25 protein-coding genes, 3 pseudogenes and 1 riboswitch are annotated in these 25004 nt (G+C 67.4%); of the genes and pseudogenes, 19 read left to right on the top strand and 9 right to left on the bottom strand.

What is annotated here, in order from left to right; genetic code table 11:
* Positions 1-88: 88 nt before the first annotated feature.
* The 3 genes from ACIPVK_RS15875 to ACIPVK_RS15865 form a co-directional block, all read right to left on the bottom strand.
* Complete coding sequence (locus tag ACIPVK_RS15875) at positions 89-577, bottom strand: GNAT family N-acetyltransferase (RefSeq protein ID WP_407612946.1); 489 nt, start codon at positions 575-577, stop codon at positions 89-91.
* Between the two features lie 270 nt (positions 578-847).
* Positions 848-1126, bottom strand: a complete 279-nt coding sequence (locus ACIPVK_RS15870) for an HPr family phosphocarrier protein (RefSeq protein ID WP_407612945.1) — start codon at positions 1124-1126, stop codon at positions 848-850.
* 77 nt (positions 1127-1203) lie between these two features.
* A complete protein-coding gene (locus ACIPVK_RS15865; protein WP_407612944.1) occupies positions 1204-2889 on the bottom strand; it encodes a putative PEP-binding protein in 1686 nt (561 codons plus the stop codon).
* Between the two features lie 136 nt (positions 2890-3025).
* On the opposite strand from ACIPVK_RS15865, the gene ACIPVK_RS15860 reads away from it, so the two are divergent.
* Together ACIPVK_RS15860 and ACIPVK_RS15855 are read left to right on the top strand one after the other, a co-directional pair.
* The gene (locus tag ACIPVK_RS15860; RefSeq protein WP_407612943.1) at positions 3026-3748 is read left to right on the top strand and encodes a TetR/AcrR family transcriptional regulator; all 723 of its coding nucleotides are present in this window, start codon (positions 3026-3028) and stop codon (positions 3746-3748) included.
* Positions 3749-3831: 83 nt separating this feature from the next.
* Positions 3832-4338, top strand: a pseudogene (locus ACIPVK_RS15855) (PTS sugar transporter subunit IIA); the annotation flags it as partial.
* Between the two features lie 172 nt (positions 4339-4510).
* On the opposite strand, the gene ACIPVK_RS15850 reads toward ACIPVK_RS15855, so the two are convergent.
* On the bottom strand, positions 4511-6208 hold the full coding sequence (locus ACIPVK_RS15850) for an HNH endonuclease signature motif containing protein (protein ID WP_407612942.1): 1698 nt from the start codon (positions 6206-6208) through the stop codon (positions 4511-4513).
* Positions 6209-6417: 209 nt separating this feature from the next.
* On the opposite strand from ACIPVK_RS15850, the gene ACIPVK_RS15845 reads away from it, so the two are divergent.
* Entirely contained in the window at positions 6418-6867 is a 450-nt protein-coding gene (locus tag ACIPVK_RS15845; RefSeq protein ID WP_407612941.1) for a cytidine deaminase, read from the top strand.
* A 47-nt stretch (positions 6868-6914) separates the two neighbouring features.
* Here ACIPVK_RS15845 and ACIPVK_RS15840 read toward each other — a convergent pair whose 3' ends face one another.
* Positions 6915-7382 carry a MarR family winged helix-turn-helix transcriptional regulator gene (locus tag ACIPVK_RS15840; RefSeq protein WP_407612940.1) on the bottom strand — a complete coding sequence of 156 codons (468 nt, stop codon included), beginning with the start codon at positions 7380-7382 and terminating at the stop codon, positions 6915-6917.
* A 128-nt stretch (positions 7383-7510) separates the two neighbouring features.
* Here ACIPVK_RS15840 and ACIPVK_RS15835 point away from each other — a divergent pair, with 128 nt between their 5' ends.
* The 3 genes from ACIPVK_RS15835 (at position 7511) to ACIPVK_RS15825 (ending at position 10481) form a co-directional block, all read left to right on the top strand.
* On the top strand, positions 7511-8086 hold the full coding sequence (locus ACIPVK_RS15835) for an NADPH-dependent FMN reductase (protein WP_407612939.1): 576 nt from the start codon (positions 7511-7513) through the stop codon (positions 8084-8086).
* A 217-nt stretch (positions 8087-8303) separates the two neighbouring features.
* Positions 8304-9416, top strand: coding sequence for a glutathione S-transferase family protein (locus ACIPVK_RS15830; protein WP_407612938.1), 1113 nt, complete (start codon positions 8304-8306; stop codon positions 9414-9416).
* Positions 9417-9563: 147 nt separating this feature from the next.
* Entirely contained in the window at positions 9564-10481 is a 918-nt protein-coding gene (locus tag ACIPVK_RS15825; RefSeq protein WP_407612937.1) for an SDR family oxidoreductase, read from the top strand.
* Between the two features lie 61 nt (positions 10482-10542).
* On the opposite strand, the gene ACIPVK_RS15820 is transcribed toward ACIPVK_RS15825, so the two are convergent.
* The gene (locus ACIPVK_RS15820) at positions 10543-11277 is read right to left on the bottom strand and encodes a class I SAM-dependent methyltransferase (protein WP_407612936.1); all 735 of its coding nucleotides are present in this window, start codon (positions 11275-11277) and stop codon (positions 10543-10545) included.
* A 124-nt stretch (positions 11278-11401) separates the two neighbouring features.
* Between ACIPVK_RS15820 and ACIPVK_RS15815 the strand changes: the two genes are divergently transcribed.
* From ACIPVK_RS15815 to ACIPVK_RS15800, 4 genes are all read left to right on the top strand, one after another.
* A complete protein-coding gene (locus ACIPVK_RS15815) occupies positions 11402-11950 on the top strand; it encodes a GNAT family N-acetyltransferase (RefSeq protein ID WP_407612935.1) in 549 nt (182 codons plus the stop codon).
* A gap of 226 nt (positions 11951-12176) precedes the next feature.
* The gene (locus tag ACIPVK_RS15810) at positions 12177-12698 is read left to right on the top strand and encodes a hypothetical protein (RefSeq protein ID WP_407612934.1); all 522 of its coding nucleotides are present in this window, start codon (positions 12177-12179) and stop codon (positions 12696-12698) included.
* 2 nt (positions 12699-12700) lie between these two features.
* Entirely contained in the window at positions 12701-14254 is a 1554-nt protein-coding gene (locus ACIPVK_RS15805) for an SPFH domain-containing protein (RefSeq protein ID WP_407612933.1), read from the top strand.
* A 44-nt stretch (positions 14255-14298) separates the two neighbouring features.
* Positions 14299-14442 (top strand): hypothetical protein, encoded by a 144-nt coding sequence (locus tag ACIPVK_RS15800; RefSeq protein ID WP_407612970.1) that lies wholly within the window; start codon positions 14299-14301, stop codon positions 14440-14442.
* An 8-nt stretch (positions 14443-14450) separates the two neighbouring features.
* On the opposite strand, the pseudogene ACIPVK_RS15795 reads toward ACIPVK_RS15800, so the two are convergent.
* Positions 14451-14609 (bottom strand): annotated as a pseudogene (locus tag ACIPVK_RS15795) (GlcG/HbpS family heme-binding protein); the annotation flags it as partial.
* Here ACIPVK_RS15795 and ACIPVK_RS15790 point away from each other — a divergent pair.
* The 5 genes from ACIPVK_RS15790 (at position 14533) to ACIPVK_RS15770 (ending at position 18858) form a co-directional block, all read left to right on the top strand.
* On the top strand, positions 14533-14748 hold the full coding sequence (locus ACIPVK_RS15790) for a hypothetical protein (RefSeq protein WP_407612969.1): 216 nt from the start codon (positions 14533-14535) through the stop codon (positions 14746-14748). The pseudogene ACIPVK_RS15795 and the gene ACIPVK_RS15790 sit on opposite strands and share 77 nt — an antisense overlap.
* A 33-nt stretch (positions 14749-14781) precedes the next feature.
* Entirely contained in the window at positions 14782-15786 is a 1005-nt protein-coding gene (locus ACIPVK_RS15785) for an RNase H family protein (RefSeq protein ID WP_407612932.1), read from the top strand.
* A gap of 58 nt (positions 15787-15844) precedes the next feature.
* Positions 15845-17008, top strand: coding sequence for a serine hydrolase domain-containing protein (locus tag ACIPVK_RS15780; RefSeq protein WP_407612931.1), 1164 nt, complete (start codon positions 15845-15847; stop codon positions 17006-17008).
* A 279-nt stretch (positions 17009-17287) separates the two neighbouring features.
* On the top strand, positions 17288-18058 hold the full coding sequence (locus ACIPVK_RS15775; RefSeq protein WP_407612930.1) for an SGNH/GDSL hydrolase family protein: 771 nt from the start codon (positions 17288-17290) through the stop codon (positions 18056-18058).
* A gap of 77 nt (positions 18059-18135) precedes the next feature.
* A complete protein-coding gene (locus tag ACIPVK_RS15770) occupies positions 18136-18858 on the top strand; it encodes a VIT family protein (protein WP_407612929.1) in 723 nt (240 codons plus the stop codon).
* A 96-nt stretch (positions 18859-18954) separates the two neighbouring features.
* Here ACIPVK_RS15770 and ACIPVK_RS15765 read toward each other — a convergent pair whose 3' ends face one another.
* Complete coding sequence (locus ACIPVK_RS15765; protein ID WP_407612928.1) at positions 18955-19632, bottom strand: NADPH-dependent F420 reductase; 678 nt, start codon at positions 19630-19632, stop codon at positions 18955-18957.
* A gap of 18 nt (positions 19633-19650) precedes the next feature.
* A complete protein-coding gene (locus tag ACIPVK_RS15760; RefSeq protein WP_407612927.1) occupies positions 19651-19959 on the bottom strand; it encodes a hypothetical protein in 309 nt (102 codons plus the stop codon).
* Between the two features lie 138 nt (positions 19960-20097).
* Positions 20098-20198: riboswitch (glycine riboswitch) on the top strand.
* Positions 20199-20376: 178 nt separating this feature from the next.
* On the opposite strand from ACIPVK_RS15760, the gene gcvP reads away from it, so the two are divergent.
* The 4 genes and pseudogenes from gcvP to ACIPVK_RS15740 all read left to right on the top strand — a co-directional run.
* On the top strand, positions 20377-23214 hold the full coding sequence (gene gcvP / locus ACIPVK_RS15755) for an aminomethyl-transferring glycine dehydrogenase (protein WP_407612926.1): 2838 nt from the start codon (positions 20377-20379) through the stop codon (positions 23212-23214).
* 39 nt (positions 23215-23253) lie between these two features.
* Complete coding sequence (gene gcvT / locus ACIPVK_RS15750; protein ID WP_407612925.1) at positions 23254-24366, top strand: glycine cleavage system aminomethyltransferase GcvT; 1113 nt, start codon at positions 23254-23256, stop codon at positions 24364-24366.
* Positions 24367-24453: 87 nt separating this feature from the next.
* Positions 24454-24834: a glycine cleavage system protein GcvH gene (gene gcvH, locus ACIPVK_RS15745; protein ID WP_407612924.1), complete on the top strand. Its 381-nt coding sequence runs from the start codon at positions 24454-24456 to the stop codon at positions 24832-24834.
* A pseudogene (locus tag ACIPVK_RS15740) lies at positions 24831-25004 on the top strand (serine hydroxymethyltransferase); the annotation flags it as partial. The gene gcvH and the pseudogene ACIPVK_RS15740, both read left to right, overlap by 4 nt.

Below are 25004 nucleotides of genomic sequence, written 5' to 3'. Positions count from 1 at the left end.
CGCAGGCGGGGATTCGGCCGCCGCTCTGGATGCCGAGATTTCCTTCGAAATACCCGAGCCAGGCCGGGGCTCGAGCTTGCGGACCGGACTATTTCAACCCGTGGTACATGACGTGGAGGCCAACCAGGCCGTGCTCAGGGTGGTCGAAGGATTCCGGAACCGTGCCGATGATCTCGAAACCGAGTGCCTGCCAAAGATGGACTGCGGGACCGTTGGTCTCGACGACGGCATTGAATTGAATCCCGCGGTAGCCTTCCCGGCGTGCCCAGTTGATGACGTACTCGCCGAGCGCCCGCCCCACGCCCTTGCCTCGGTGTTCGGGATCGACCAAGAAGGATCCGGTGGCGATGTGGGAGCCGCGTCCGGGCCGGTTGGGGCCCATCTTCGCCGAACCCAGAATCCGATGGCCTTCGACGGCGACCACTGTTTGGCCTGGCGCCCGCTCCATCCACCACGGCTCGGCCTCTGCGAGGGTCTGGTTGAAGGGGAACGCGTAGGTCCGACCTTCTGCCATCGTGACCCGGTAGAAGGCATAGATTGCAGGCCAGTCTTGGTCGGTGCCGACTCTGATCTCCATGCGAGCAGTCTACGTCGCGCCACACACCCGGTTTTCGCTTGTGCGGAAGTCGTTGTGCATCCCCGCCGGCCCACGCAAAAGCCTGTCACCCTGCGGTCGGGCGCGTGGCTGAAAGCGGCCTTTCAGAGCGCCGACCGCCCTGGTTGTCTTCGGTCACCGGGCACCGTGCCGGGATGCGACGGGACAGGGCGACCGGCCGGAAAGGAAAACGCCGATGGCTTGGAACGCGTGTGAATCCCGCGTTCCACGCCATCGGCGATTGGTTGGTGGCTAGACTGCGTCCAGGTCGGTTTCCAGCAGTGCCACCAGGGATTCCAGGGCCGCCTCGGCGCCGTCGCCGGTCGCGCGCAGCACCACCTCATCGCCCTTGGCCGCGCCGAGAGTCATCAGCGAGAGGATGCTCGAGGCATCAAGCGCGTCGTCATCCGGTGCGCCCTTGGGCGCGATGGTGACCTCGATGTCGTAGGCGCCCGCGGCCTCGGCAAAGAGGGCGGCGGGGCGGGCATGCAGGCCGGAGGCGCTGGCAATGGTGGCAAGGCGTTCGAACATGGGAGAGTCTCCTGTTTTCTACGGGATGTGTGAAGCGGATGGGGGAGGAAGCGGCCGGTGATGCGGCCGGAGGTGGGCTAGAGGCCGAGCTCGGTGAGTGCCGGCAGCTGCCCGCGCACGGTGGCGCGTGCGGCCTCGGCACTCGGTGCGGCCAGGGCCAGCTGCGCCAATTCGCCGGCTCGTTCCACGGTGACGGTCTTGAGCACCGCGGCCACGGCGGCCAGCGACCTGGCGGACATCGATAGCGTCGAGACGCCCAGGCCGACCAGCACCACCGCCAGCGCGGGGTCGGCCGCGGCCTCCCCGCAGACGCCGACGGGCTTGTTGTTGCCCTCGGCCCGGGAACCGGCGACGGTCAGCTCGATCAGGCGCAGCACCGCCGGCTGCCACGGGTTGTTCAACGCGGCGAGCGGGCCAAGCTGGCGGTCGGCGGCCATGGTGTATTGCGTCAGGTCGTTGGTGCCCAGGGAGGCAAATGCGACGCTGGAGAGGATGGGCGCGGCGCTGAGCGCGGCCGAGGGGACCTCGACCATGACCCCGGGCGTTGCCAGTCCGGCGGCGGCGCACATGGCGGCGAAATCAGAGGCCTCAGACGGCGTGGAAATCATCGGGGCCATGACCCACACCTCGGCGCCGGACTCGGATGCCGCGGTGGCGATGGCGGAGAGCTGGCGGGCCAGCACTCCGGGAGAAGTGGTGTCGGTGCGGTAGCCGCGCACGCCCAGTGCGGGGTTCGGCTCGGAGGTGTCGGTGAGGAACGGCAGTGGCTTGTCGGCACCGGCATCCAGCGTGCGCACCACGACCTTCTTGCCCTCGAAGGCGTCGAAGACCGCCTTGTACTCGGCGACCTGTTCCTCGACGGACGGCTCGGTGTCGCGGCCCAGGAAGCAGAATTCGGTGCGCAGCAGGCCCACGCCCTGGGCGCCGGCCGCGGCGGCCTTCACGGCGTCCTTGCCGCCGCCGACATTCGCCAGCAGCGGGACAAGGTGGCCATCGGCCAGCTCTCCGTTGCCGTCGAAGACGCTCAGCAGTGCCGCGTTCTTCAGCCAGGCGGCGACGGCCTCGCGCTCCGGTTCGCCGGGTTCGGTGGAAATCGTTCCGGCGGCGCCGTCCACGAACACCTCGGTTCCGGCCAGCAGGGTCTCGAGCCCCGGGGCGGCGACCACCGCGGTCAAGCCCAGGTCGCGGGCGATGATGGCGGTGTGCGACTGGGGTCCGCCGCCGGTGGTCAGCAGCGCAATGACTTTCGCGGGGTCAAGGGTGGCGGTGTCGGCGGGCGCCAAGTCGTCGGCGACGAGGATGAACGGGGTCTCCGAGTCGGGGATCCCCGGGGCCTGGACACCGCGCAGCTCGGCCACGATGCGGGCGCGCACGTCAAGCACGTCGGTGGAGCGTTCGGCCATGTAGCCGCCGAGGGTGATGAGCATCTGGGCGACGGTCTCGCCCGATTCCCAGATGCTGCGTTCGGCGGAAAGCCCGCCGTTGATCATCTTGTTGGCGCCCTTGAGCAGCATCGAGTCGGTGGCCATCAGCGCGGTGGCCTCCAGGACGGCCTTGGCCTCGGGACTGGCGCCTGCCGCGCGGGTGCGCAACTCGGCCTGGACGCGCAAGGCGGCGTCCTTGAGCCCGGCGATTGCCTGCTCCGCCGACATCTGGCCGTCCAGCTGTTCTCCTGCGGGAGGTTCGGTCAGCGCCGGGGGCATGTGGCGGATGGTTCCGATGACGCGTCCGGGCGTGACGCCCACTCCTGAGAAGTTCAGCACTTATGTTCCTCGATCCGGTGGGTTGTTCTGGGGTTGTCCGTTGCGCAAGGCAGCCGTCGATCACGCCAGGACTCGAGTCGAACTCAAGGTGTGATCCCCTTCATATAGCGATGCTATAGGTGCTAGGGTAGCAGTCATGAGTCTTGACTTCCAGCTTCCGCCACGAGAGAGGCTGCTGCAGGCCGCCGTCGAACTTTTGGCGCGTTCGGACGGGGCTCCTGTCTCGACCCGGAAGATCACCGAGTTGGCGGGGGTCACGGCGCCGACGCTGTACCACCACTTCGGTGACAAGGAAGGGCTGTTCGACGCGGTTGTTGCCGTGGGTTTCGAGCAGTACTTCGCCCGGGAAATGGGCCTCGTCAACACCGATAAACCACTTGACGACGTGCGGCGCATGTGGGACCAGCACGTGCGCTTTGGCATCGAGCAGCCGCACCTGTACCTGGTGATGTTCGGCAACGTGCGGCCCGGAAGCCGGTCGAACCGGGTTGCCGAGGCCGAAGCGCTGCTGCGGGAGAAACTGGATCGTGCCGCGGAGTCCGGGCACCTGAATGTGGCACCGGCCGATGCGGTGCGCAGCATCCTGGCGGCGAACATCGGGGTCACCCTGATGCTCATCGCCGAGCCTGAGGCCGGTCGGAACTTCGAACTCTCGGACATGACCCGCGACGCCGTCATCACCGCGGTGTCCTCGGAGGCCGGCATCGCCGACTCCGCAACGCCGGTGGAGACCTCCTCGGTCGTCGTGGCCGCCATCGCCCTGAATGCCGCCCTCGAGTCCTCGAACCCGCAGCAGCTTTCCAGCACGGAAATGAAGATGTTCCTGGAATGGCTGCATCGGATCTCGAAGACGTCATAGGCGTCCATACCTGTCCACTTTCTTTTCCTGCGGCGCAGCAGGACAAACGATTAGGAAAAATCATGGCAACACACTCCGAGGCTGCCACGCATGGCGACCCGCAGGACCCGGCCGTGCCGGTGGAATCCACGCCGGAATCCGCTGCACCGGCACGAGGGCAGATCCTGGTCGCCGACAGCGTCGTGCTCACCGGCAGCGCTGCCTCGCGAGACGCCGCAATCGACGAAGCCGGGGCGCTGCTGCTGGGCCGTGGCGCGGTGAACGAAGCATATGTGGCCTCGATGCACGCCCGCGAGGCATCGGTGTCCACCTACATGGGGAACTTTCTGGCCATCCCGCACGGCACGAACGAGGCAAAAGGCCACATCTCCAGTACGGCGGTCTCGATCATCTGCTATCCGCAAGGCATCGACTGGAACGGCAAGGAGGTCAGGTTCGTGGTCGGCATCGCCGGGGTGAACAACGAGCATCTGGCCATCCTGTCCACGATTGCCCGGGTCTTCACCGACAAGGAACAGGTGTCACGGCTGGAGGATGCCACCACGCGCGAAGAAGTCCTCGACATCTTTGGAAAGGTCAACGCATCATGACGCTTTCCCTCGTTACGACCGGGATGATCGGCAGGGGATTCGTCGAGACCCCGCTGCACTGAGGCTGCGGGTAAATGGGTGCCGAGGTGTTTTCGCAAATAGTTGCGGAAGCACCTCGGCACCATTCGCCTTTGCTCGCCAATCGTGCGGCTCCGATGCCGGACCCGGGCTCTTAAAAGAGTGTGGTCTGCGGCTGTTGCCAGTAGTTGTTGCGGCGGGGCAGTTGTTCGGGGTCGAGGTGCTTGGGGAGGATCACGTGCGGGATGCCGTTGTGGATGACGAGCGTGAGCAGTCCGTTGTCGGCCATGTGGTGGTGGGAAGAGCAGCCGGGGGTGAACTTGTGGACGCTGGTGTGGCCGCCTTGCGCGAATGAATCGATGTGGCACATTTCCAGGTGTTCGGGCGGAACGGTGCAGCCAGGGTAGAAGCATCCACCGTCGCGGGCCAGGACGCCGCGCCTGATGTGGTCGGGGGCGAAACGCATTTCCCGGCCGAGATCGAGGATTTCGCTTTGGCCTCCGAGGACCACGGGGATGACGCCGTCGGTGGCGAGGCGTCTTCGGACCTCGCCTATGGGGATTTCCAGGCCGTGGGCGCTCCAGCCCGCGCCCTTGGCCAGGCCGAGCAGGGTGTCGAGTCGGCAGTGGATGACCAACTGGGCGGTGGGCAGCCCGGTGGTGCCCTTTCCCGGCGGTTTGGCCGGGGCCCGCATGAGGTTGAGCAGGGTCTGGAGGTGGCGTTGGGGTGGGGTGAGGCCGTCGGCGCCGGGAACCGTTCCGTTGAGCAAGTCGGTGGATCCGGACGCCGGTTCGTCCAGGACGTCGTTTTCGGCGTTCTCGGGGCGGGTGAACCAGTCGGGGCCGTCCGTGGTGTCGTCGCCGTGGACCCGGTTGCCGTTATCGTCGGCACCGTTGCCGTTGGCCGCGGTGTTGGCGGGGGCCATGCCGGTGGCGGCTGTGGCCAGCGCCTCGCGGTTGCCGGCCAGCGTGCGGGGGTTGTCCGAGGCGGCGAAGTGGGCCAGGAAGACCTCGGCGTCGGTGTTCCGCATGCACAGGGACATCCACGTGAAGTGGCGCGTGCGCTTGGTGATGAGGATGCCGGCCTTGGCTTGGATCTCTTCCGGGGTCGGTTCGGCCTCGGCGGTGTTGTCCAGTTCGTCGGCCAGGGCATTGAGCAGCCTGTTGGTGGCGCTGGGGATGCCGGCGACGACGGATTCTGCGACCTCTTCCTCGAGACGCACGGCAAGGTCCGGGCGCTCGGGATGGGCGGCGATCGAGGGGGCGAGCTTGTCCAGTTTTCGGGCCGCGGCCGTTGCGGCGCCCAGGCGGGCGGCGCCGGCATGGACCTGCTCGGCGAGCTTGGGATAGCGCGGAGCGCAGGTGTTTCCGTGAATGTCGGTGCGGGGGAGCAGGGTGTTGGCGGCGTGCAGGCGGTCGCGGGCGGCGAAGTGGCTCAGCCCCAGGCTTCCCTGCAGGAAGGCGGTGGTGTCCTTGAACGGCATCAGCCCCGTGGGCACGGTGGCCGGGTCCGCGGACAGCTGCAACTCGCCGCGGATGAAGGCGGCCGGGTCGCGCGCAATGCTGCGGGCCTGTTCGAGGTTCGCTTCGGGCAGGTCCTGGACCAGGGTGCGTTGGGCGGCGTGTGCGGCGCGGATCTGCGCGAGTTCGGCCAGCCGGTGGATGCCTTCGATCGTGTGCGCAAACAGGGCGGCCTGGGTGGGGGAAGCGATCTCCAAGGTGAGCTCGGCGATCAGGTCGCCGGAGCGCTGGGCCAGGGCATTGAGCAGGCGCAGCTTCTCGACCGGCGACACTGGGTGTCCCGGATCGCCACCGTCGTCGGTGAGGGCTTGGATGAGCGCCTGCGTTTCCATGTCTCCCAGTGTGCACCGCGCGGGAAGGTGCGGTGGCCGGGGTGCGCGGGGTTGTGGACAACCCGAAAACCGCGGGGCGGGCCGGCGGCGGGGGACACCGACTCCGGGGCAGGGGTTGCGGAACCGGGGTGGTCGCCGTCGTTGCCCTGGCATCGGGTTGTCTTCGCCTTTGAAGGCCGCGAACGCGTTTTGCGTGGCAGAATTGCCGCATGGACCCGAACCAAAAACTCGTTGAAGCCGCCATCGAACAACTACGGACGAGGTGGCCCGGGGCACGGGATTCGGTTGCCGCAGCCGCCGTGGTGCTGGAAGACGGGCAAATCCTGACCAGCGTCAGCTTCGACAACTTCAACGCGGCGGCGACATTGTGCGCCGAGACCGGGGCGGTGGCCCGGGCCTACACGTTGGGGAAAAGGGTGGTGGCGTCGGCCTGCGTGACCGGCGGGACCGAAGAGGGGACCTACCAGGTGCTGGCGCCGTGCGGAATCTGCCAGGAGCGGCTTGCCGTGTGGGGCCCCGGCGTCCTGGCGGCAGTCCCGGGATCCGCCGGCGGCGCGGAGTGGGAAATGCGCACGCTGAGCGAGTTGAACCCGTTCTACTGGGCGACGTCGTTCACGGCCCAGGGGCAGTGGCCCTCAACCGCCGAACACGGGGAGTAGGCCTGCCGCACCGGTCCCTGGAGTCCGCGCCGGGAGGACCGGAGGGGTCACCAGAGCTCGCGCTCGACCGCCGCCGACCGGATCTTGGTGAGCATGGCGCGAAACTGCTCCCGCTCGTCCGCGGAGAGCGAGTCAAAGAGCGTTTCCCGCACGAAGGACACATGTCCCGGTGCGGCGCCGCGAATGGTGTTCCAGCCGCTCTCGGTCATCTTGATGTCCTGGCCGCGGCCGTCGCAGCTCGACGCGCACCGCTCGATCAGGCCCTTGGCCTCCATGCGGCGCAACAGGTGGGACACCCGCGAGCGATCCCATTCCAGGGACGAGGCCAGGTCGCCGGGGCGCAGGGCATCGGGGGCTGCCTGCGAAACGGCGGCAAGGACCGAGTACTCGCCACTGGACATCCCGGCATCACGGGCCAGCTGGCGGTCCATCGACCGGGGGAAACCCCAGAGGAATTCGCGGAACTCCAGCCAAAGCTGTTGTTCGTCTTGGTTGAGCCATCGGGGCTCGGACATGGCATGCCTCACACTTCGGGAAATTTAGTTGACACGTCAATCGTCTCGCGGCAGGATATAAATATCAAGTTTTAGTTGACGCGTCAGCAAACAGGGGCGCGCTTCGTGCCAGTTCAAGGAGATCACGCATGACCAAGATTGCCATCATCACCGGTTCAACCCGTCCGGGCCGCAACAACGCCGGCGTGGCCCAGTGGGTCCTGGAACAGGCCCAGCTGCGCGGCGACGCCGACTACGAGCTCGTTGACATCGCGGACTTCAACCTGGCACTGCTGGACGAAGCCTACCCGGCCGCCTACCAGAACTACCAGAACGATGCCACCAAGGCATGGTCCGCCAAGATCGCCGAGTTCGATGGCTTCGTCTTCGTCACCCCCGAGTACAACCACTCGGTCGCCCCGGCCCTGGCCAACGCGCTGTCCTACCTGAACGCCGAGTTCGCCAACAAGGCCGCCGGCATCGTCTCCTACGGCTCTGCCTACGGCGTGCGCGCCGTCGAGCACCTGCGCGGCATCCTCTCCGAGCTGCAGGTCGCCCACGTGCAGAAGACCGGCATGTTCTCGCTGTTCACCGACTTCGAGAACTTCTCGGTGTTCAAGCCGACCGAGATGCAGGCAGCCTCGCTGGCCCCGGTCCTGGACCAGCTGGTGCCGTGGACCGTGGCCATGAAGTCGGTTCGCGACGCAGCGCTGGTCTCCGCCTAAGGCCTTGCCGCCACTTTTCGGATGACCTGTCCGGCGCACCTTGGGGTGGCGCCGGCCGGCATCCGATTCCCCTTCCGGACCCGGTGCCGCGTGTGCTCCCAGGCATGCGTGCACGGTCCGGCGGGAACAGGGCCTGCCCGGGATCTTTCCCTCCCGGGCGGGCCTCCTTTTCTTTTCCGCGATGGTGCATCCATGCACACGAAACTAGGGTTGGGTTATGAGCGAAGATCAGTACAGCACCGCCGGTGCGTATGTGACGGGCGCGGAATTCACGCGCGACACCAACTACATCCAGGACCGGATCGTCGCCGATCCCGACGCGGTGCGCACCTCCGGAGGAGCCACCGAGGGCAGCATCGGCAACGTGCACGCCGGCATCGCCGAGGGCGCCGAGCTCTGGCCCCTCGAGGCCGGACGCTACCGGCTGGTGGCCGCACGCGCCTGCCCCTGGGCCAACCGCGCCATCATCGTGCGACGCCTGCTGGGCCTCGAGGACGCCATCTCGCTGGGCACCCCCGGTCCGGTGCACGACGTGCGCTCATGGACCTTCGACCTCGATGAGGGCGGGGTGGACCCGGTGCTGGGCACCGAGCGCATCCAGGAGAACTACTTCAAGCGCTTCGCCGACTACCCGCGCGGCATCACCGTGCCGGCCATCGTCGACGTGCCCAGCGGCGCCGTGGTGACCAACGACTACCCGCAGATCACCATGGACCTCTCCACCCAGTGGAGCCAATTCCACCGCGAGGGCGCCCCGGACCTGCTGCCGGCGGACAAGATCGAGGAGATGATGCCGGTCATCAAGCGCATCTTCACCGAGGTCAACAACGGGGTCTACCGCTGCGGCTTCGCCGGGACGCAGGAAGCCTACGACGAGGCCTACGACCGCCTCTGGACCGCCATGGACTGGCTCGAGGAACGGCTGGCCACCCGCCGCTTCCTGATGGGGGACTCGATCACCGAGGCCGACGTGCGCCTGTTCACCACGCTGGTCCGCTTCGATGCGGTCTACCACGGGCACTTCAAGGCCAACCGGAACAAGCTCACCGAGATGCCGAACCTCTGGGCCTACGCCCGCGAGCTGTTCCAGCTGCCGGGCTTCGGCGACACCGTCGACTTCGACCAGATCAAGAAGCACTACTACGTGGTGCACGAGGACATCAACCCGACGCAGATCGTCCCGGTCGGCCCGGACCTGGAAAACTGGCTCGAGCCCCACGGCCGCGAGGTCCTGGGCGGCAGCCCCTGGGGCACGGGCACCGCGCCGGGCCCGGTCCGCGAATCCGAAAAGGTCACAGCCGGGCACAACCCGCTGTACCCCGCGAAGTAGGCGCACACCGCGCAGCCAAGAGCCGAAAGACCCCGCCCGATGAGGGCGGGGTCTTGGCGTATCCGGGACCCGGCAGACCCAGGGGTCAGGGGAACCGGGAGCCCCGTCCTCTGGCGGGACCCCGGATGCCGGGGCTAGCGTGGGTACATGGACGCAGCGTTGGCGGGGAAGGTTGCACTGGTGGCCGGGGCCACGCGCGGGGCCGGGCGCGGCATCGCCATCGCCCTGGGCGAGGCGGGGGCGACGGTGTATTGCACGGGACGCAGCACCCGGGCGGCACGCAGCGAATACGACCGCCCCGAAACCATCGAGGAATCCGCCGAGCTGGTCACCGCGGCCGGCGGCGTGGGCATCGCGGTGGCGGTGGACCACCTGGATCCCGGCGCCGTGGCGGCGCTGGTGTCACGCATCGATGCCGAGCAGGGCCGGCTGGACGTGCTGGTCAACGACATCTGGGGCGGGGAGAAGCTCATCGGCTGGAACCAGCCCGTCTGGGAGCACGACCTGGAGGCCGGGCTGCGGATGCTTGAGCTGGGCGTGAAGACCCACCTCATCACCTCCCACCACGCGCTGGGGCTGCTGGTGCGCAATCCCGGCGGCCTGGTGATCGAGGTGACCGACGGGACCGCCGCCTACAACCGGGGCAACTACCGGCTTTCCACGTTCTACGACCTGGCCAAGAACGCCGCGCTGCGCATGGCCTTCACGCTGGCGCACGAGCTGGAGCCGCACCGCTGCGCGGCGGTGGCGCTGAGCCCGGGCTGGCTGCGCTCGGAGATGATGCTCGAGGCCTTCGGCGTCGACGAATCGAACTGGAGGACGGCCAGCGCCGAACACGGCCATTTTGCCGCGATCAGCGAATCCCCGCTGTTCGTGGGGCGTGCCGTCGCCGCGCTGGCGGCGGATCCCGACGTCCTTGCGCGCAGCGGAGGGTCGTTCTCCTCCGGGGGCCTGGCCCGCGAGTATGGTTTCACGGACCTGGACGGATCGGCCCCGGATTGCTGGCGCTACATGGTCGAGGTGCAGGACCCGGGGCTGCCGGCCGACGCCACGGGCTATCGCTGAGCGGGCGGAAAGCCGCCGGGAGCCCCTGCGGCGCCAACCGCCGCAGGTGGTTCGGCGAAGCTCAGCGGTGTGCAACGACGATGAGTTCGCCTGCGCCCCGGCCGACGGGTTCGCCGTTCCAGCCGCCCAGCACCGCATCCACGTGCAGGCCCGCCGCGTCCAGGTCCCCGCGCAGCCGGTCCTCGTTGCGGAACGCCAGCACCGCGTCCTCCAGCTCCCTGGAACCGTCGGCAAAGAGCCGGTGCTCGGTGACCTTCACCAGTCCCGCCTCGTGTGGGGCCGAGTCGACCCACAGGTGCAGCTTGGTGCCGTCGGGCAGCGTGAACTGGTTCCGCGTGGTGGCCGGGGTCCAGCGTTCCCAGACGCGCGCGAGCGGATCACGGGAGTCGAAGGCCAGCCTGCCGCCGGGCACCAGGACGCGCCGGATGTCGGCCAGCGTCCGGCTCCATTGATCCTCGTCGATGATGGACTGGGCGACGTGCGAGGTCATCAGGACCGCATCGAAGGAATCATCGTCCCCCAGCGCCGTGGAGGTGCCCTCGATCCAGGTCACCGCGTCGGCGCCGGGCCTGGCCCGGGCCGCGGCCAGCGAGCCGGGGTGCGGATCGACGCCCGTCACCTCGTGCCCGGCCCTAGCCAGTGCCAGGGTCAATCGTCCGGTGCCGCAGCCCAGGTCAAGCACGCGGCTTGCGGGCCGTTCGTTGATCAAGGTGAGGAAGAAATCGTCGTCGGCAGCCCAGCGGTTTTCCGCATCGTAGAGAGCGGCCCGCTGCGCTGCGCTCAGCAAGGAGCCCATGGGGATGAGCCTATGCCCGGAAACGGCGTGGCGAGGGGCCGAACACGCCGCGTCCCGGCGCCGGAATCAGGGGGTGCCCGGGAGCGGCAATGGACATCGCGACGGGCGTGGAAGGATGTGACTCATGGAGATTTCCACGAAGCGCCTGGTCCTGCGCGAATTTTCCCTGGATGACCTGGACGCGGTCCATGCATTTGCCGCGGATCCGCAGGTGTGCGCCTTCCTTGAATGGGGTCCCAACACCCCGGAAGACACGGCCGGGTTCCTGCGCCAATGCGAGGCCGAGCAGGGCGTGCGGCCGCGGGAAACCCATACCCTGGCGGTGACGCGCGATTCAACGCCCATTGGCTCGATCGCATTGATGCGCGCAGAGTCGGACCTGGTCCGGGAGCCGGGCGAGGCCGAAATCGGCTACGTGCTGCGGGCCGACGCCTGGGGAAACGGCTATGCGGCGGAAGCGGCAACGGCCATGCTGGAACTTGCCTGGCACGGCCTGGGGATTTCCCGTGTGCTCGCCACCTGCAGGCCGGAGAACCTTGCCTCGGTGCGGGTGCTGGAGAAGGTGGGAATGCGGTGCGTGGACTACCTGCACGGACACAAGCTGATCGACGGGGTGGCCCGCGATTCGCTGCTCTTCGCGATGCGGTCCCCTCGGCTTTCTCGCCACGTCTGAACCCGGTTCGCTGACCTGTCGTTCCCGGGCGGTGGTGCTGTCCCCTGGTGCATCGACCCGCGCGCGACGTCGAAAACCGAAATCTTTACGGCAAACGGATAGAGTATATGCCAGGTGAGGTAGCCGAGAAGGTACCCCGACGGGTATCGATCCTGTCTGTGTCAGGAGATTTCCACAGCTTGGGAAGCCCGGGCGCAAGAGTCTCAGCCTTTGCCGCACATGAATCATGCTGCGCCATTTGGCCCGGCAACCAACCCACGAAAGAATCCACATGCTCGCATTTGCAGTGATCGGAGGCGCTGGCCTCCTGCTCCTCATCGTGTCCATGACCCTGGGAGAGGTGGTCGATTTCTTCGACGGAATCATCTCCACCACTGCCGTCGGTGCGGCAGCCACGCTTTTCGGCGCCGCGGGTGCGATTGTGTTGCTCAACGACGGTCCACTGGCTCTGGCCTACACCGCGGGAGCCCTTCTGGGAGTGATTGCCATCGTCGGCGTAGGGTTGCTTGCCCGAAAGTTGGCAAGTATCTCCAACGCACAGCCGCACGAAATTATCGGACTGCTTGGCGTTGCCACCACCGACATCAACGACATCGTCGGGAAGGTTCAGCTGGACCACCCCGATGAAATCAATCAGCGCCTCGTATTTTCCAGCAGCCCCATCGAGAAGGGCACACCAATTGCCGTCGTGGCCATTGTTGGTGACCGCATCAGGGTCGCATCCACCTCCGAACTGAACGGAATATAACCATGGATTTTGCCGCAAATGGAACCGTCATCGCCGTCGCAGCGGTCCTCGCTGTCCTCATCGCCCTCGTCTGGTACGCCACGACCCGACTGGTAACCGTGGCACCCAACCAGGCAATCATCCGCGCCGGCAAGGGATCGAAGGGGCAGGTGCAAATTTTCACCAAGGGCATCGTGCTGTTCCTGCCGGTCATCCACCAGAAATACGTCATGTCGCTCGAGCAGCGCCAGGTGGAGCTTGCCGTGGAGGGCGTTGACAAGAACTTCATCACCACCTCGGTGACAGCCAGCCTGAACTTCAAGTTCGACGACTCGGTGGAGGGGATGAGCAAGGCCGTCCAGCGTTTCCTCACGCACTCGAAGGAGGACCTGAACGCCTCGGTGACCAAGTCGGCCGAGGGCGTGCTGCGCGGCATCGTTTCGGCCATGTCGGTGGAGGACGCCAACAACAACCGCAAGGAATTCCAGGACCAGTCCCTGGAATCGGCGGTCACCCAGTTCGCCGAGCAGGGAATCCAGATCGACGCCTTCAACATCTCGTCGGTCAGCACCCCCTCGCGCACGGTGATCGGCCCGGACAACAAGCCGACGACCATCGACTACCTGGAGGAAGTCGGAAAGCCGGGCCTGGAACGGGCCAAGCGCGAGGCGCGCATCGCCACGTCGAAGGCCTTCCAGGAATCCGAAGCGGCCCGCATTGCGCAGGAGGGCGAGACCGCAGCCCTCGAGCGGGACCTGGCCATCAGGAAGGCCGAATTCAAGGCCGAACGGGACCGCGCCGAAGCAATCGCAGAGGCCGCCAAGGGGATCGCCACCGCAGAGCAGGATGTGACAGTCGCCGAGCTGGAGCGCAAGGCCCTGGCCGAGAAGGCCCTGGTGGAGCAGGAACGCCTGGACATCGAGGTGCACAAGCCTGCCGACGCCCAGGCCTACAAGATGCGCACCGAGGCCGAGGCCAAGCGCGACGCGGACGTCTTCAGCGCCACCGCGCGCGCCAATTCGAAGACGATTGAGGCCGAGGGCTCCAAGAAGGCGTCCATCGCCGATGCCGAGGCACGCGCCGCGGCAAAGACGGTTGAAGCGGAGGCCTCCAAGAACGCTGAGGTGTTCCAGGCCCAGGGCGAGGCCTCGGCCATCGAGCTGAAGGCCCGGGCGGAAGCCGACGCCGTTCGCGTGCGCGGCGAAGCGGAAGGCGCCTCCATCGCCGCCATTGGCGAGGCAAACGCCAAGGCCGAGGATGCGAAGGCCGTGGCCCTGACCGGACACACCCAGGCGTCGCTGGCGTTCCTCGCGATCAGCGCGTTGCCGGAAATCGTCAAGGCCAGCTCGGATGCCGTGTCCGGCATCGACAACTACACGGTGATCAGTTCGGACGGTGCCTCGGATGCGGTCAAGCAGGCCAATCGCATTGTCACCGAGGGCCTTGCCATGATCAAGGGCAGCACCGAGATCGATATCGCCGGAATGCTCTCCGGGCTCCTCGGAACCACTGCGACGCCCGTCGCTCCGCCGGCTCCGGCCGGGGCATCGGATGAGTACGTAGCCGAGCAGAACTAGCACCACCAGCAAAGCGCCGCACCGCAATGGTGTGGCGCTTTGCCGTGTGCCGCGCAGCTACCTGCCTGGGCCTGGGCCCCGGACCCGCCGCTGGCCCCGATCGCACCGACGACCTCGCCGTCGCGGCGAAGCGGGATGCCCCGGCAAAGATCATGATGCACCCGTGGCCGGAGGCGCGGATCCCGTAGAACTGCAGGTTGGGTTGCGCGTTCTCCGCCAGGACCCGGGCGGGCAGGTCGAAGGCCCGGGCGGTGAAGGCCTTGTTGAGGGAGATGTCGATGCTGCCCAGCCAGGCAACGTCCATCCGCACGCGGGAGACCAAGTTCGCGCCTGCATCGACGACGGCGATGTTCATGGGCTGGCCGATATCGGCGGCACACGCCTCGGCGGTGGTTCAATGGTGCCGCGGTGTCCGGCCCATCCCCATGGCCCCGGCGTACGACCTGGAAACGGACAAGGCCATGGCCGGGGGAGCGCTATCACCGCCGATGTGATTCTGTCGGTGGGACCGTGGCAGGATTGAAAGCATGACGATCACCGCAGCCGCAGACGGATCAGCACTTGGAAACCCCGGACCGGCAGGATGGGCCTGGTACATCGACGACGAGCACTGGCGTGCCGGCGGGTGGGCCCACGGCACCAACAACATGGGTGAGCTCATGGCGGTGCTGGACCTCTTCCGCTCCACCGCGCACCTGCCCGACGAGGACCTGCACATCCTGTGCGACTCGCAATACGTGATCAACTCCGTGACCAAGTGGATGCCGGGCTGGAAGAAGAAGGGCTGGAAGAAGTCCGACGGCAAGCCGGTGCTGAACCTGGATCTGCTCAAGGACATCGACGAGGCCATCAAGGGGCGCAAGTACACCTTCGAGTGGGTCAAGGGCCATGCGGGCCACGACCTCAACGAGGCCGCCGACGACCGGGCACGTGCCGCCGCCACCGCCTACCAGGCCGGACGGGAACCCGACGCGGGCCCCGGTCTGGAGGGCACGCGAAGCGCCCAGGAACGCATGGCGAACCACGAGGTCCCCGAGCCAGACGGACATGACCCGCTGCCCCTCGAGGACCTGGACGCCGCGGCACCGGAGACGGCACCTGCAGCGGCACCCGCGGAGTCCGCACCCGCCGCCCCGGCCCCGGAGCCCACCGCCCCGCGCGCCACGGATCCCTCGGAACGCAGCGCCGCGGATTTGCAGATGGTCTTCGAGCTGGAAAGCGAACTGCTCTCGCCCGCGGTGCGCGGGGACCTGGACGAGGTCATGGCGTTCCTGCACCCGGAATTCCAGGAGATCAGCCGGGACGGGTCGCTCACCGACCGCTCCACCATCATCGCCGCGCTCACCGGCGGCCATGCGCTGCCGGCCGGCGGCGCGCTCCAGGTGCTCGCCGCCACTCCGTGGGGCCAGAACAAGGTGCAACTGGCATACCGGCTGTTGGCCGGGGACCAGGTGATCCTCTGTTCGTCCTTCTGGCAGCAGGTCGATGACCGCTGGCTGCTGCGCTACCGGCAGGAAACGCCGGCGGCCTGACCGCTCCGCCTGCACGTTCCGCACGCGAATCTTCCCGGCGATGGGTAATGTTGTGCAGGTGACTACGCAGACGAACACCATCAACGTCATTGACCAGCGCTTCGCCCCGGTGGCCGATTTGTTGGACTCCTTCGCCGACGCCGACCCGGGCTATTCCGCGCAGCTGGCCATCTACCAGGCCGGCAAGCTGGTGCTCGATGCCAGCGTGGGGCAGAACAGCGAGCGCGAGTCGATGACCGGGGTGTTCTCCTGCTCCAAGGGCGCCGGCGCGCTGGTCATCGCGTTGCTGGTGCAGCAGGGGCTGCTGGAGTTGGAGGCCCCCGTGGCCCTGTACTGGCCGGAGTTCGCCGCGGCGGGCAAAGCCGGCATCACCGTCGCCCAGCTGCTCAGCCACCAGGCGGGGCTGCCCGGCGTCGAGGGCGGGTTCACCCAGGAGGAACTCATCGACTCCCGGCTGGCCGCGGGCATCATCGCGGCCGCCGCCCCTCTGTGGAATGCCGCCGGGGTCCATGCCTACCATGCGCTGACCATGGGCGTCTTCATGGAGGAACTTGCACGCCGCTGCGCGCAGGAGTCACTGCAGGACATCTTCGAACGCCGCATCCGCGCCCCGCACGACATCGACTTCTACCTGGGCCTGCCCGAGGAGCTGGAGCCGCGATTCCGCCCGGTGCTCAAGGGCGGCACCGAGGAACCGGCGCCGTTCATCGACCCGTTCTCCCCGTTTGGGCTGGCGGTGAACTCCACCGGCGGCTTCGACGGTCCCAAGGGGCCGAGCTTCGACATCATCGACGTGCCGAACGTGCGCTCCATCCGCGAGGCCGGCCTGGCCGCCCTCGGCGGCGTCGCCAACGCCCGCGGGCTGGCCAAGTTGTACGCCGCGGCGACCACCGGGTTCGTGGACGAAGCCGGCGACGAGCACGCCCCGTTCCTCACGGCGGAGAGCATTGCCGCGGTGAGCCAGGACCGGGTCTACGGGCTGTCCCGGGCCAACGGGAATCCCGGCGCCTTCGCCATCGGGTTCATGAAGGCGCACCCGAACAACGACTTCGGCTCCGCCCGGGCCTTTGGCCACGACGGGGCCAACGCGTCGCTGGGTTATGCCGATCCGGCCTACGGGCTGGCGCTGGGCTACGTCCCGGCGCGCGCAGAGGCCAACGGCACCGGATCGCGCGGCGGGCAACTCAGCGTGCTGGCCCGCCAGGTGCTGCTCGCCGGGTAGCGGGCAACGGCCCGCCGGGGTTCGACGACTAGATGATCCCGGTGTACGTGTCGTCCACGAATTGGCTCCCGTGGATGTCATCGAGCCAGGGTGCCGGCCGGTGGTGCGGAACCGTGGAAGTCGGCGGCGTGGATTCCGTGTCGTTTTTTGGTCTTCATGCTTTCCAGCCCGCCCTCCCCGGTTGGGGTTCCGCTGTGCCCGGACCCGGCGGTTCCCGTGAACTACGCCGAGGCGTGGCACATAGCGAACCCGGGCCGCTTCCGGCGCTAGGCTGGAGCGGTGGAATTTGCGAAACGATTTGTGGCATTGGGCGACTCCTTCACCGAGGGCATGGGGGATGCGGATCCGCTGCGGCCCCACCAGGTGCGAGGCTGGGCCGACCGCGTGGCCGAAGAACTTTGTGCGGACCCGGAATGGGGATACGCGAACCTGGCCATCCGTGGCAAGAAGATCGGCCAGGTCCTCGCCGAGCAGCTGCCTGCGGCCCTGGCCCTGAAGCCCACGCTTGTCACCTTGTACATGGGCGGAAACGACATCCTGCGCCCGTCCGTGGACATCGACGACCTGATGCTCAAGTACCGGGATGCGGTGGCGCAGTTGGCGGCCACCGGTGCAACCCTGGTGCTTTTCACCGGGTTCGATTCAAGCGGCTCGGCCATCTTCGGGAAGACCCGCGGCCGCACCGCGATCTACAACGAGGCGGTGCGCGAGATCGCCGACGAGTTCGGCGCCGTGGTTGCCGACTACTGGCGCTGGCGCGAATTCCGGGACTGGCGCTACTGGGCCACGGACCGCCTGCACATGAATGCCGCCGGGCACGCGCTGATGGCCAAGAAGGTGCTCGGCGTGCTGGAACACGACGCGCACATCGAGGTCCCGGAACTTTCCGCTCCCGTGGCCAAGACACGTCTTGAAAGGCTGCGCGAGGATGCCGCCTGGACCAGGGGACACCTGGCCCCGTGGGTCAAGCGCCGGCTCACCGGGAAGTCCTCGGGAGACTCGCTCAGTCCGCGCTATCCCGGCTACGTCTCGCTGGCGGTGACGTCATAGTTTCCACGCGAAGTTCCGGAAACGGAAACCCGTGGTCCGCTGGCCAATAGGTGCGGCCGGGTGCTTTGCTGGTGTCCATGGAGCAGCAGGAGACAGGGCACGAGGGCGAACCGCACGACCAGCGAGTGGCCGAAAGGCTGAACTGGCTGCGTGCCGGGGTGCTCGGTGCCAACGACGGAATCGTTTCGGTGGCGGCGGTGGTGGTCGGCGTTGCCGGTGCCACCACGGCAACGGGCCCGGTGGTGGCGGCCGGCGCCGCCGCGGCGATCGGCGGCGCCATTTCCATGGCGCTGGGGGAGTACGTCTCGGTGTCCAGCTCGGCGGACTCGCAGAAGGCGCTCATTGAAAAGGAGCGCCGGGAACTGGCCGAGATGCCCGAGGAGGAACTGGCGGAACTGGCCGGTCTCTACGAGGCCAAGGGGCTGAGCCCCGCAACGGCGCAGCAAGTCGCACTGGAACTGACCGAGCATGATGTGCTCAAGGCGCACCTGGATGTCGAGCTGCAGCTGGACGAGGACGAGGTGATCAATCCCTGGCATGCTGCCATCGCCTCGGCCTTCGCCTTCACCGTGGGTGCCGCGCTGCCCTTTGCCACGGCGGTGTTCCTGCCCGTGGGGATGAGGGTGCCGGTGACCTTCGTGGCGGTGTTGCTGGCGCTGGCGGTGACCGGGGCGACGGGCGCGCGGCTGGGCGGGGCCCCGGTGCTGCGCCCGACCCTGCGGGTGCTGGTCGGCGGCGCCGCGGCGCTCGCCGTCACCTTCGCCATCGGTTCCTGGCTGGGGGTCTCGGGCATCGTCTAGCCCGGTCCAGCGGCTCCCGCGGCAACACTCGAGGGGCGGAACCGCCCGATGGCAGTTCCGCCCCTCGCGTAGCGGGTGTCGTGGGGACGGGGCGGTTCAGCCCACGACCGTGAGGGCGGTTCCCCAGTTGAAGTCCGGCAGTGCCGGGTTGACCTGCATGGCCATGACCAGCAGCTGGAAGCCCTCGAGCTCGCGGGCGTGGTGCAGGCCTCCGACCTCCAACGGGCGCATGCCGGCGGAGGCGACGAATGCAGCGACCTCGCCGCGGGCGGATTCCTCGCCGGCAACGAAGACATCCAGCGGCTTGCCGTCGGCGGTGCCGGAGGTGAGTGGCCCGGCGAAGGTGGTGTTGAAGGCCTTCACGACGGTGGCTGAGGTCAAGGCGGAGATTTCCTCGGCGGCCGAGCTGCCCGCGGCGGTGGTCAGCGAATCGAAGGTTGCGAAGTCCACCGGGTTGGTGATGTCGACCAGGATCTTCGAGTCCAGTGCTGAACCCTGGGCGGAGACGTATTCCTTGGCGGCGTCGAAGGGAAGTGCCAACACGACGATGCGCCCGGCCGGGGCCTCGGCGGTGTTGCCGCTGGCGACTCCCGCACCGAACTCGGCGGCGAACGTCGCTGCGGTCTCGGTGGTGCGGGCCAGGACCTGCAGGCTCTTGCCGGCGGCGATCGTGCGGGTGGCCAGTGCTCGGCCCATGTTGCCGGTGCCGATGATGGTGATGTCGATGTTCATGGTGTTCTTCTTTCCGAAGAGTCGAGCGAGGAAGTTCTTCATCTGATCCTCAAATCCTGTTTATTGAAGCTTCAAGTAACACGATAGACCCCCATTTGTTGAAGTGTCAAGTGTTTTGGCGTCCGTGATGTTGAAGGTATGGCTGAATGCGGCGAACCGGGGAGCCTTGCCGGGAGTCGCGTAGGTCGCGGCGGCGTCGGCAGCGGGCGATGGCAATACTTTGTGCTGCTGGCCAGCCGGCCGCTCGGCATCGCTGCGGGCCGCCCACAGCCGGCGCGTCCCGCCGCCCTCGTCGACGTGGGCAGCCTGTCGGCCTTTGTCGTCCTCAACCTTTGCGTGCGGCCGGGCATGCGGATTGTTTTCGGGCACGGTCGGGGGTCTCGGGCGGATGGAAGCGGCGGATATGTCGTGGAAAAGTCGCATGGATCCGCATCGGCATGTTCCGTGTTGTTTGGCTCACGCTTCGCCGGTAGGATGGGAGGCGTGCCTCGCAGGGGGCGCAGCCACTGACATGCGGCGGGAGAGTCCCGTTCAGCGAAAGTTGGTCGGGCGCCGTAGGAGCAATTCCTCCCCGGGAAACTCTCAGGCCCCCGTACCGCCGCGAAGAGGCAACTCTGGAAAGTAGCAACATCGCCTTTCGGCGGTGCGGCTCACCGAAGGTGCAAGCGTGTGCCGCCTAACCAGGCCGGCATATTGCGGAAACTCTCAGGTCAAAGCAACAGGGTCGGGGAGGAACTTGCAGCTCGTTCGGTGTGCCCGCACGCCGATGACCCAATGGAGTTCCCCATGACCGTGACCCCGTCCGCTGAGTTCGTCGCCCGCCACATTGGCCCCCAGGGCAGCGACATTGACACCATGCTTTCGCAGCTTGGTTATTCTTCCCTCGACGAACTCGTCGATACGGCCGTTCCGGCCGACATCCGCCAGTCCGAACCGCTTGACCTTCCCGCTGCGCTGACCGAGGCCGAGGTCCTGGCCGACCTGCGCGTGCTGGCGAACAAGAACGTGATGAAGACCCAGATGATCGGACAGGGTTTCTCCGACACCCACACCCCGCCGGTGATCCTGCGCAACGTGCTCGAGGATCCGGCCTGGTACACGGCCTACACCCCGTACCAGCCGGAGATCTCCCAGGGCCGCCTTGAGGCGCTGCTGAACTTCCAGACCATGGTCATGGACCTGACCGCGCTGCCGATCGCCAACGCCTCGATGCTCGATGAGGCCTCCGCCGTCGCCGAGTCCGTGCTGCTGATGCGCCGCGCCAACAAGGCCAAGGCCACCGCCAAGACCGTGCTGGACGCCAACCTCTTCCCGCAGACCATCGCCGTGGTGCAGGGACGCGCCGACGCACTGGGCTTCGAGGTCGAGATCGCCGACCTGACCGCCGGCCTGCCCGAGGGCGATATTTCCGGCATCGTGCTGCAGCAGCCGGGCAACAACGGCGCGGTTGTGGACCACGCCGCCGTCATCGCCGCCGCCAAGGAACGCGGTGCCATGGTCACCATCGCCGCCGACATCCTGGCCCTGACCATGATCACGGCCCCGGGCGACCAGGGCGCCGACATCGCCGTGGGCAACACCCAGCGCTTCGGTGTGCCGCTGTTCTTCGGCGGCCCGCACGCAGCCTACCTGGCCGTGCGCAACGGCCTGGAGCGTTCGCTGCCCGGCCGCCTGGTCGGCGTGTCCAAGGACGACGCCGGGACCCCGGCCTACCGCCTGGCCCTGCAGACCCGCGAGCAGCACATCCGCCGCGAGAAGGCCACCTCCAACATCTGCACCGCCCAGGCGCTGCTGGCCATCACCGCCTCGATGTACGCCGTCTACCACGGCCCGGCGGGCCTCAAGCGGATTGCCCAGCGCGCCCACAACCACGCCCGCACCATCGCCACCGCACTGAAGGGTGCAGGCCTGGAACTGGTTGCCGACTCGTTCTTCGACACCGTCCAGGTGAAGGTCGCCGATGTTGATTCCATCATCACCGCCGCCGAGGCCGCCGGCATCAACCTGCGCCGCGTGAACGCCGACACCGTGGGCATCTCCACCGACGAGACCACCACCGCCGCCCACGTGGCCGCCATCGCCGCCGTCTTCGGCATCGAGGGTGCCGACGTCAAGGCCGAGGGCTTCGAGCTGGCCGCCGCCGTGCAGCGCACCAGCGACTACCTGACCCACCCGATCTTCAACACCATCAAGTCCGAGACCCAGATGCTGCGCTACCTGCGCCGCCTCTCGGACCGCGACCTGGCGCTTGACCGCACCATGATCCCGCTGGGCTCGTGCACCATGAAGCTGAACTCCACCGCCGAGATGGAATCCATCTCCTGGCCCGAGTTCGCCTCCATCCACCCCTTCGCCCCGGAACACCAGACCGAGGGCTGGCGCGAACTGATCACCGACCTCGAGGGCCGCCTGACCGAGATCACCGGCTACGCCGGCGTCTCCATCCAGCCCAACGCCGGGTCGCAGGGCGAATACGCGGGCCTGCTCGCGATCAGCGCCTACCACCAGTCCAAGGGCGACGACGCACGCACCGTCTGCCTGATCCCGGCTTCCGCACACGGCACCAACGCCGCCTCCGCGGTGCTGGCCGGCATGAAGGTCGTCGTGGTGAAGACCGCTGCCGACGGCAGCATCGACGCCGCCGACCTGGACGCGAAGATCGAGGCCAACAAGGACACCCTTGCCGCCATCATGATCACCTACCCCTCCACGCACGGTGTCTACGACGCCGACGTGCGCGAGGTCTGCGACAAGGTCCACGCCGCCGGAGGCCAGGTCTACATCGACGGCGCCAACATGAACGCCCTGGTCGGCCTCGCCCAGCCGGGCAAGTTCGGCGGCGACGTGTCGCACCTGAACCTGCACAAGACCTTCTGCATCCCGCACGGCGGCGGCGGACCGGGCGTGGGCCCGATCGGCGTTGCCGAGCACCTGATCCCGTTCCTGCCGGGCGACGCCTCGGGCACCTACTCGACGCGCGACGGCGTCCCGGTGGTCGCCACCATGTTCGGCTCCGCCGGCGTGCTGCCGATCTCCTGGGCCTACATTGCGATGATGGGCGGCGACGGCCTGACCGACGCCACCAAGACCGCGATCCTCTCGGCGAACTACATCGCGTCCCGCCTCAACGAGTACTTCCCGATCCTGTTCACCGGCAACAAGGGCCTGGTCGCGCACGAGTGTATCCTGGACCTGCGCGAGCTGACCAACAAGACCGGCGTCACCGCCGAGGACGTGGCCAAGCGCCTGATCGACTTCGGCTTCCACGCCCCGACCCTGTCCTTCCCGGTCGCCGGCACCCTGATGGTGGAGCCGACCGAGTCCGAGGACCTGGGCGAGATCGAGCGCTTCATCGAGGCCATGATCGCGATCCACGCCGAGATGCAGCAGGTGCTCGCCGGGGACTTCTCCATCGAGGAATCCCCGCTGCGCAACGCCCCGCACACCGTGGCCGCCGTGGTCAACACCGCCTGGAACCGCAAGTACACCGTCGAGCAGGCAGCCTTCCCGGTGCCCGCCCTGAAGGTGGACAAGTACTTCCCGGCCGTGGGACGCATCGACGGAGCAGGCGGAGACCGCAACCTGATCTGCTCCTGCCCGGCTCCCGAAGCCTTCGAAAACTAATTCAGCCACTCATTTTTGAGCCCCACGAAAGGTAGCTTGATGAGCGACCCGAAGAAAACCTCCCTGCATGCCAAGCATGCGGAACTCGGCGCCTCCTTCACCGACTTCGGCGGCTGGGACATGCCGCTGAAGTACGGTTCGGAACTGGCCGAGCACAAGGCCGTGCGCGCCACCGCCGGCCTGTTCGACCTCTCCCACATGGGCGAGGTCTGGGTCGAGGGACCCGAGGCCGCGACGTTCCTGAACTCCGCGCTGGCCGGCAACATGGCAGTGATGAAGGTCGGCAAGGCCAAGTACTCGGTGATCTGCAACGAAGCCGGCGGCATCATTGACGACCTGATCACCTACCGCCGCGGCGAAGAGAAGTTCCTGGTCGTGCCCAACGCCGGCAACGCCCCGGTGGTTGCCGCGGCCCTGGCCGAGCGCGCCGCGGGCTTCGACGTCACCGTCACCGACGCGTCGGCCGAGACCTCGCTGATCGCCGTGCAGGGACCGGCCTCCGTGGCCATCCTGCACGAGGTCGTCGAGGAGTCCGCCAAGGCGCTGGTGTCCGAGATGAGCTACTACGCCGCGGACGAGGCCACCGTTGCCGGCATCGACGTGCTGCTGGCACGCACCGGCTACACCGGCGAGGACGGCTTCGAGCTCTACGTGCCCAACGCCCAGGCCGCCGAACTCTGGGATGCACTCATGGCTGCCGGCGCCAACCACGGGCTGATCCCCGCGGGCCTGGCCTGCCGCGACTCGCTGCGCCTGGAGGCCGGCATGCCGCTGTACGGCAACGAGCTTTCCCTCGAGGGCAACCCGTTCGAGGCCAACCTCGGCCCGATCGTGTCCTTCAAGAAGGAAGAGGACTTCACGGGACGCAAGGCATTGGAGGCCATCAAGGCCGAAGGTGCCAAGAAGGTCCTGGTGGGCCTCAAGGGCCTGGGCCGTCGCGCCGGCCGCGGCGGATACCCGGTGTCGGTCGACGGTGCGCAGATCGGCACCGTCACCTCCGGCCAACCTTCGCCGACCCTGGGCTACCCGGTGGCCTTGGCGTACGTGCAGCCGCAGTTCGCCGAGGTCGGCACCAAGGTCGATGTCGACCTGCGTGGCAAGCCCGAGGCATTTGAAGTCGTCACACTGCCGTTCTACACCCGAGCCAAGTAACGTTGTCGGTGGCGGAGGCGCAGCGCGTCCCCGCCACCGATTACCGGCTTACCTTATTACCCACATTCTTTGAGAGGAAACATCCCCATGAGCAAGGTTCTTGCCTCCCTTCGTTACTCGGCCGAGCACGAATGGGTCGACGCCTCGACCCCGACCAAGGTCGGTATCACCCAGGTTGCCGCGGACGCACTGGGCGACGTCGTGTACGTTGACCTGCCCGAGGTCGGCGACACCGTCACCGCCGGCGAAACCTGTGGCGAAGTCGAGTCGACCAAGTCGGTCTCCGACCTGTACGCCCCGGTCAGCGGCACCATCGTCGAGGTCAACCAGGACGCCATCGACAACCCGGCCATCCTTAACGAGGACCCGTACGGCGCCGGCTGGCTCTTCACCGTCGAGGTCACCGAAGAGGGCCCGCTGCTCTCGGCCGCCGACTACGCTTCGGCAAACGGCGGAGACGTAGCGTGACCGCAGTGTTCGAATCCCTTGCCCCTGCGTCGCTGACGCAGGACATCGGGACCCTGGATCCGGAGATCGCGGAGCGCATCGACGCGGAGCTGGCGCGCCAGCAGCGCGGGCTGGAGATGATCGCCTCGGAGAACCACACGGCCCTTGCGGTGATGCAGGCGCAGGGTTCG

The sequence above is a fragment of the Paeniglutamicibacter sp. MACA_103 genome (assembly GCF_045798555.1).
Lineage (GTDB): Bacteria > Actinomycetota > Actinomycetes > Actinomycetales > Micrococcaceae > Paeniglutamicibacter.
This window is presented reverse-complemented; position numbering and strand designations above follow the sequence as displayed.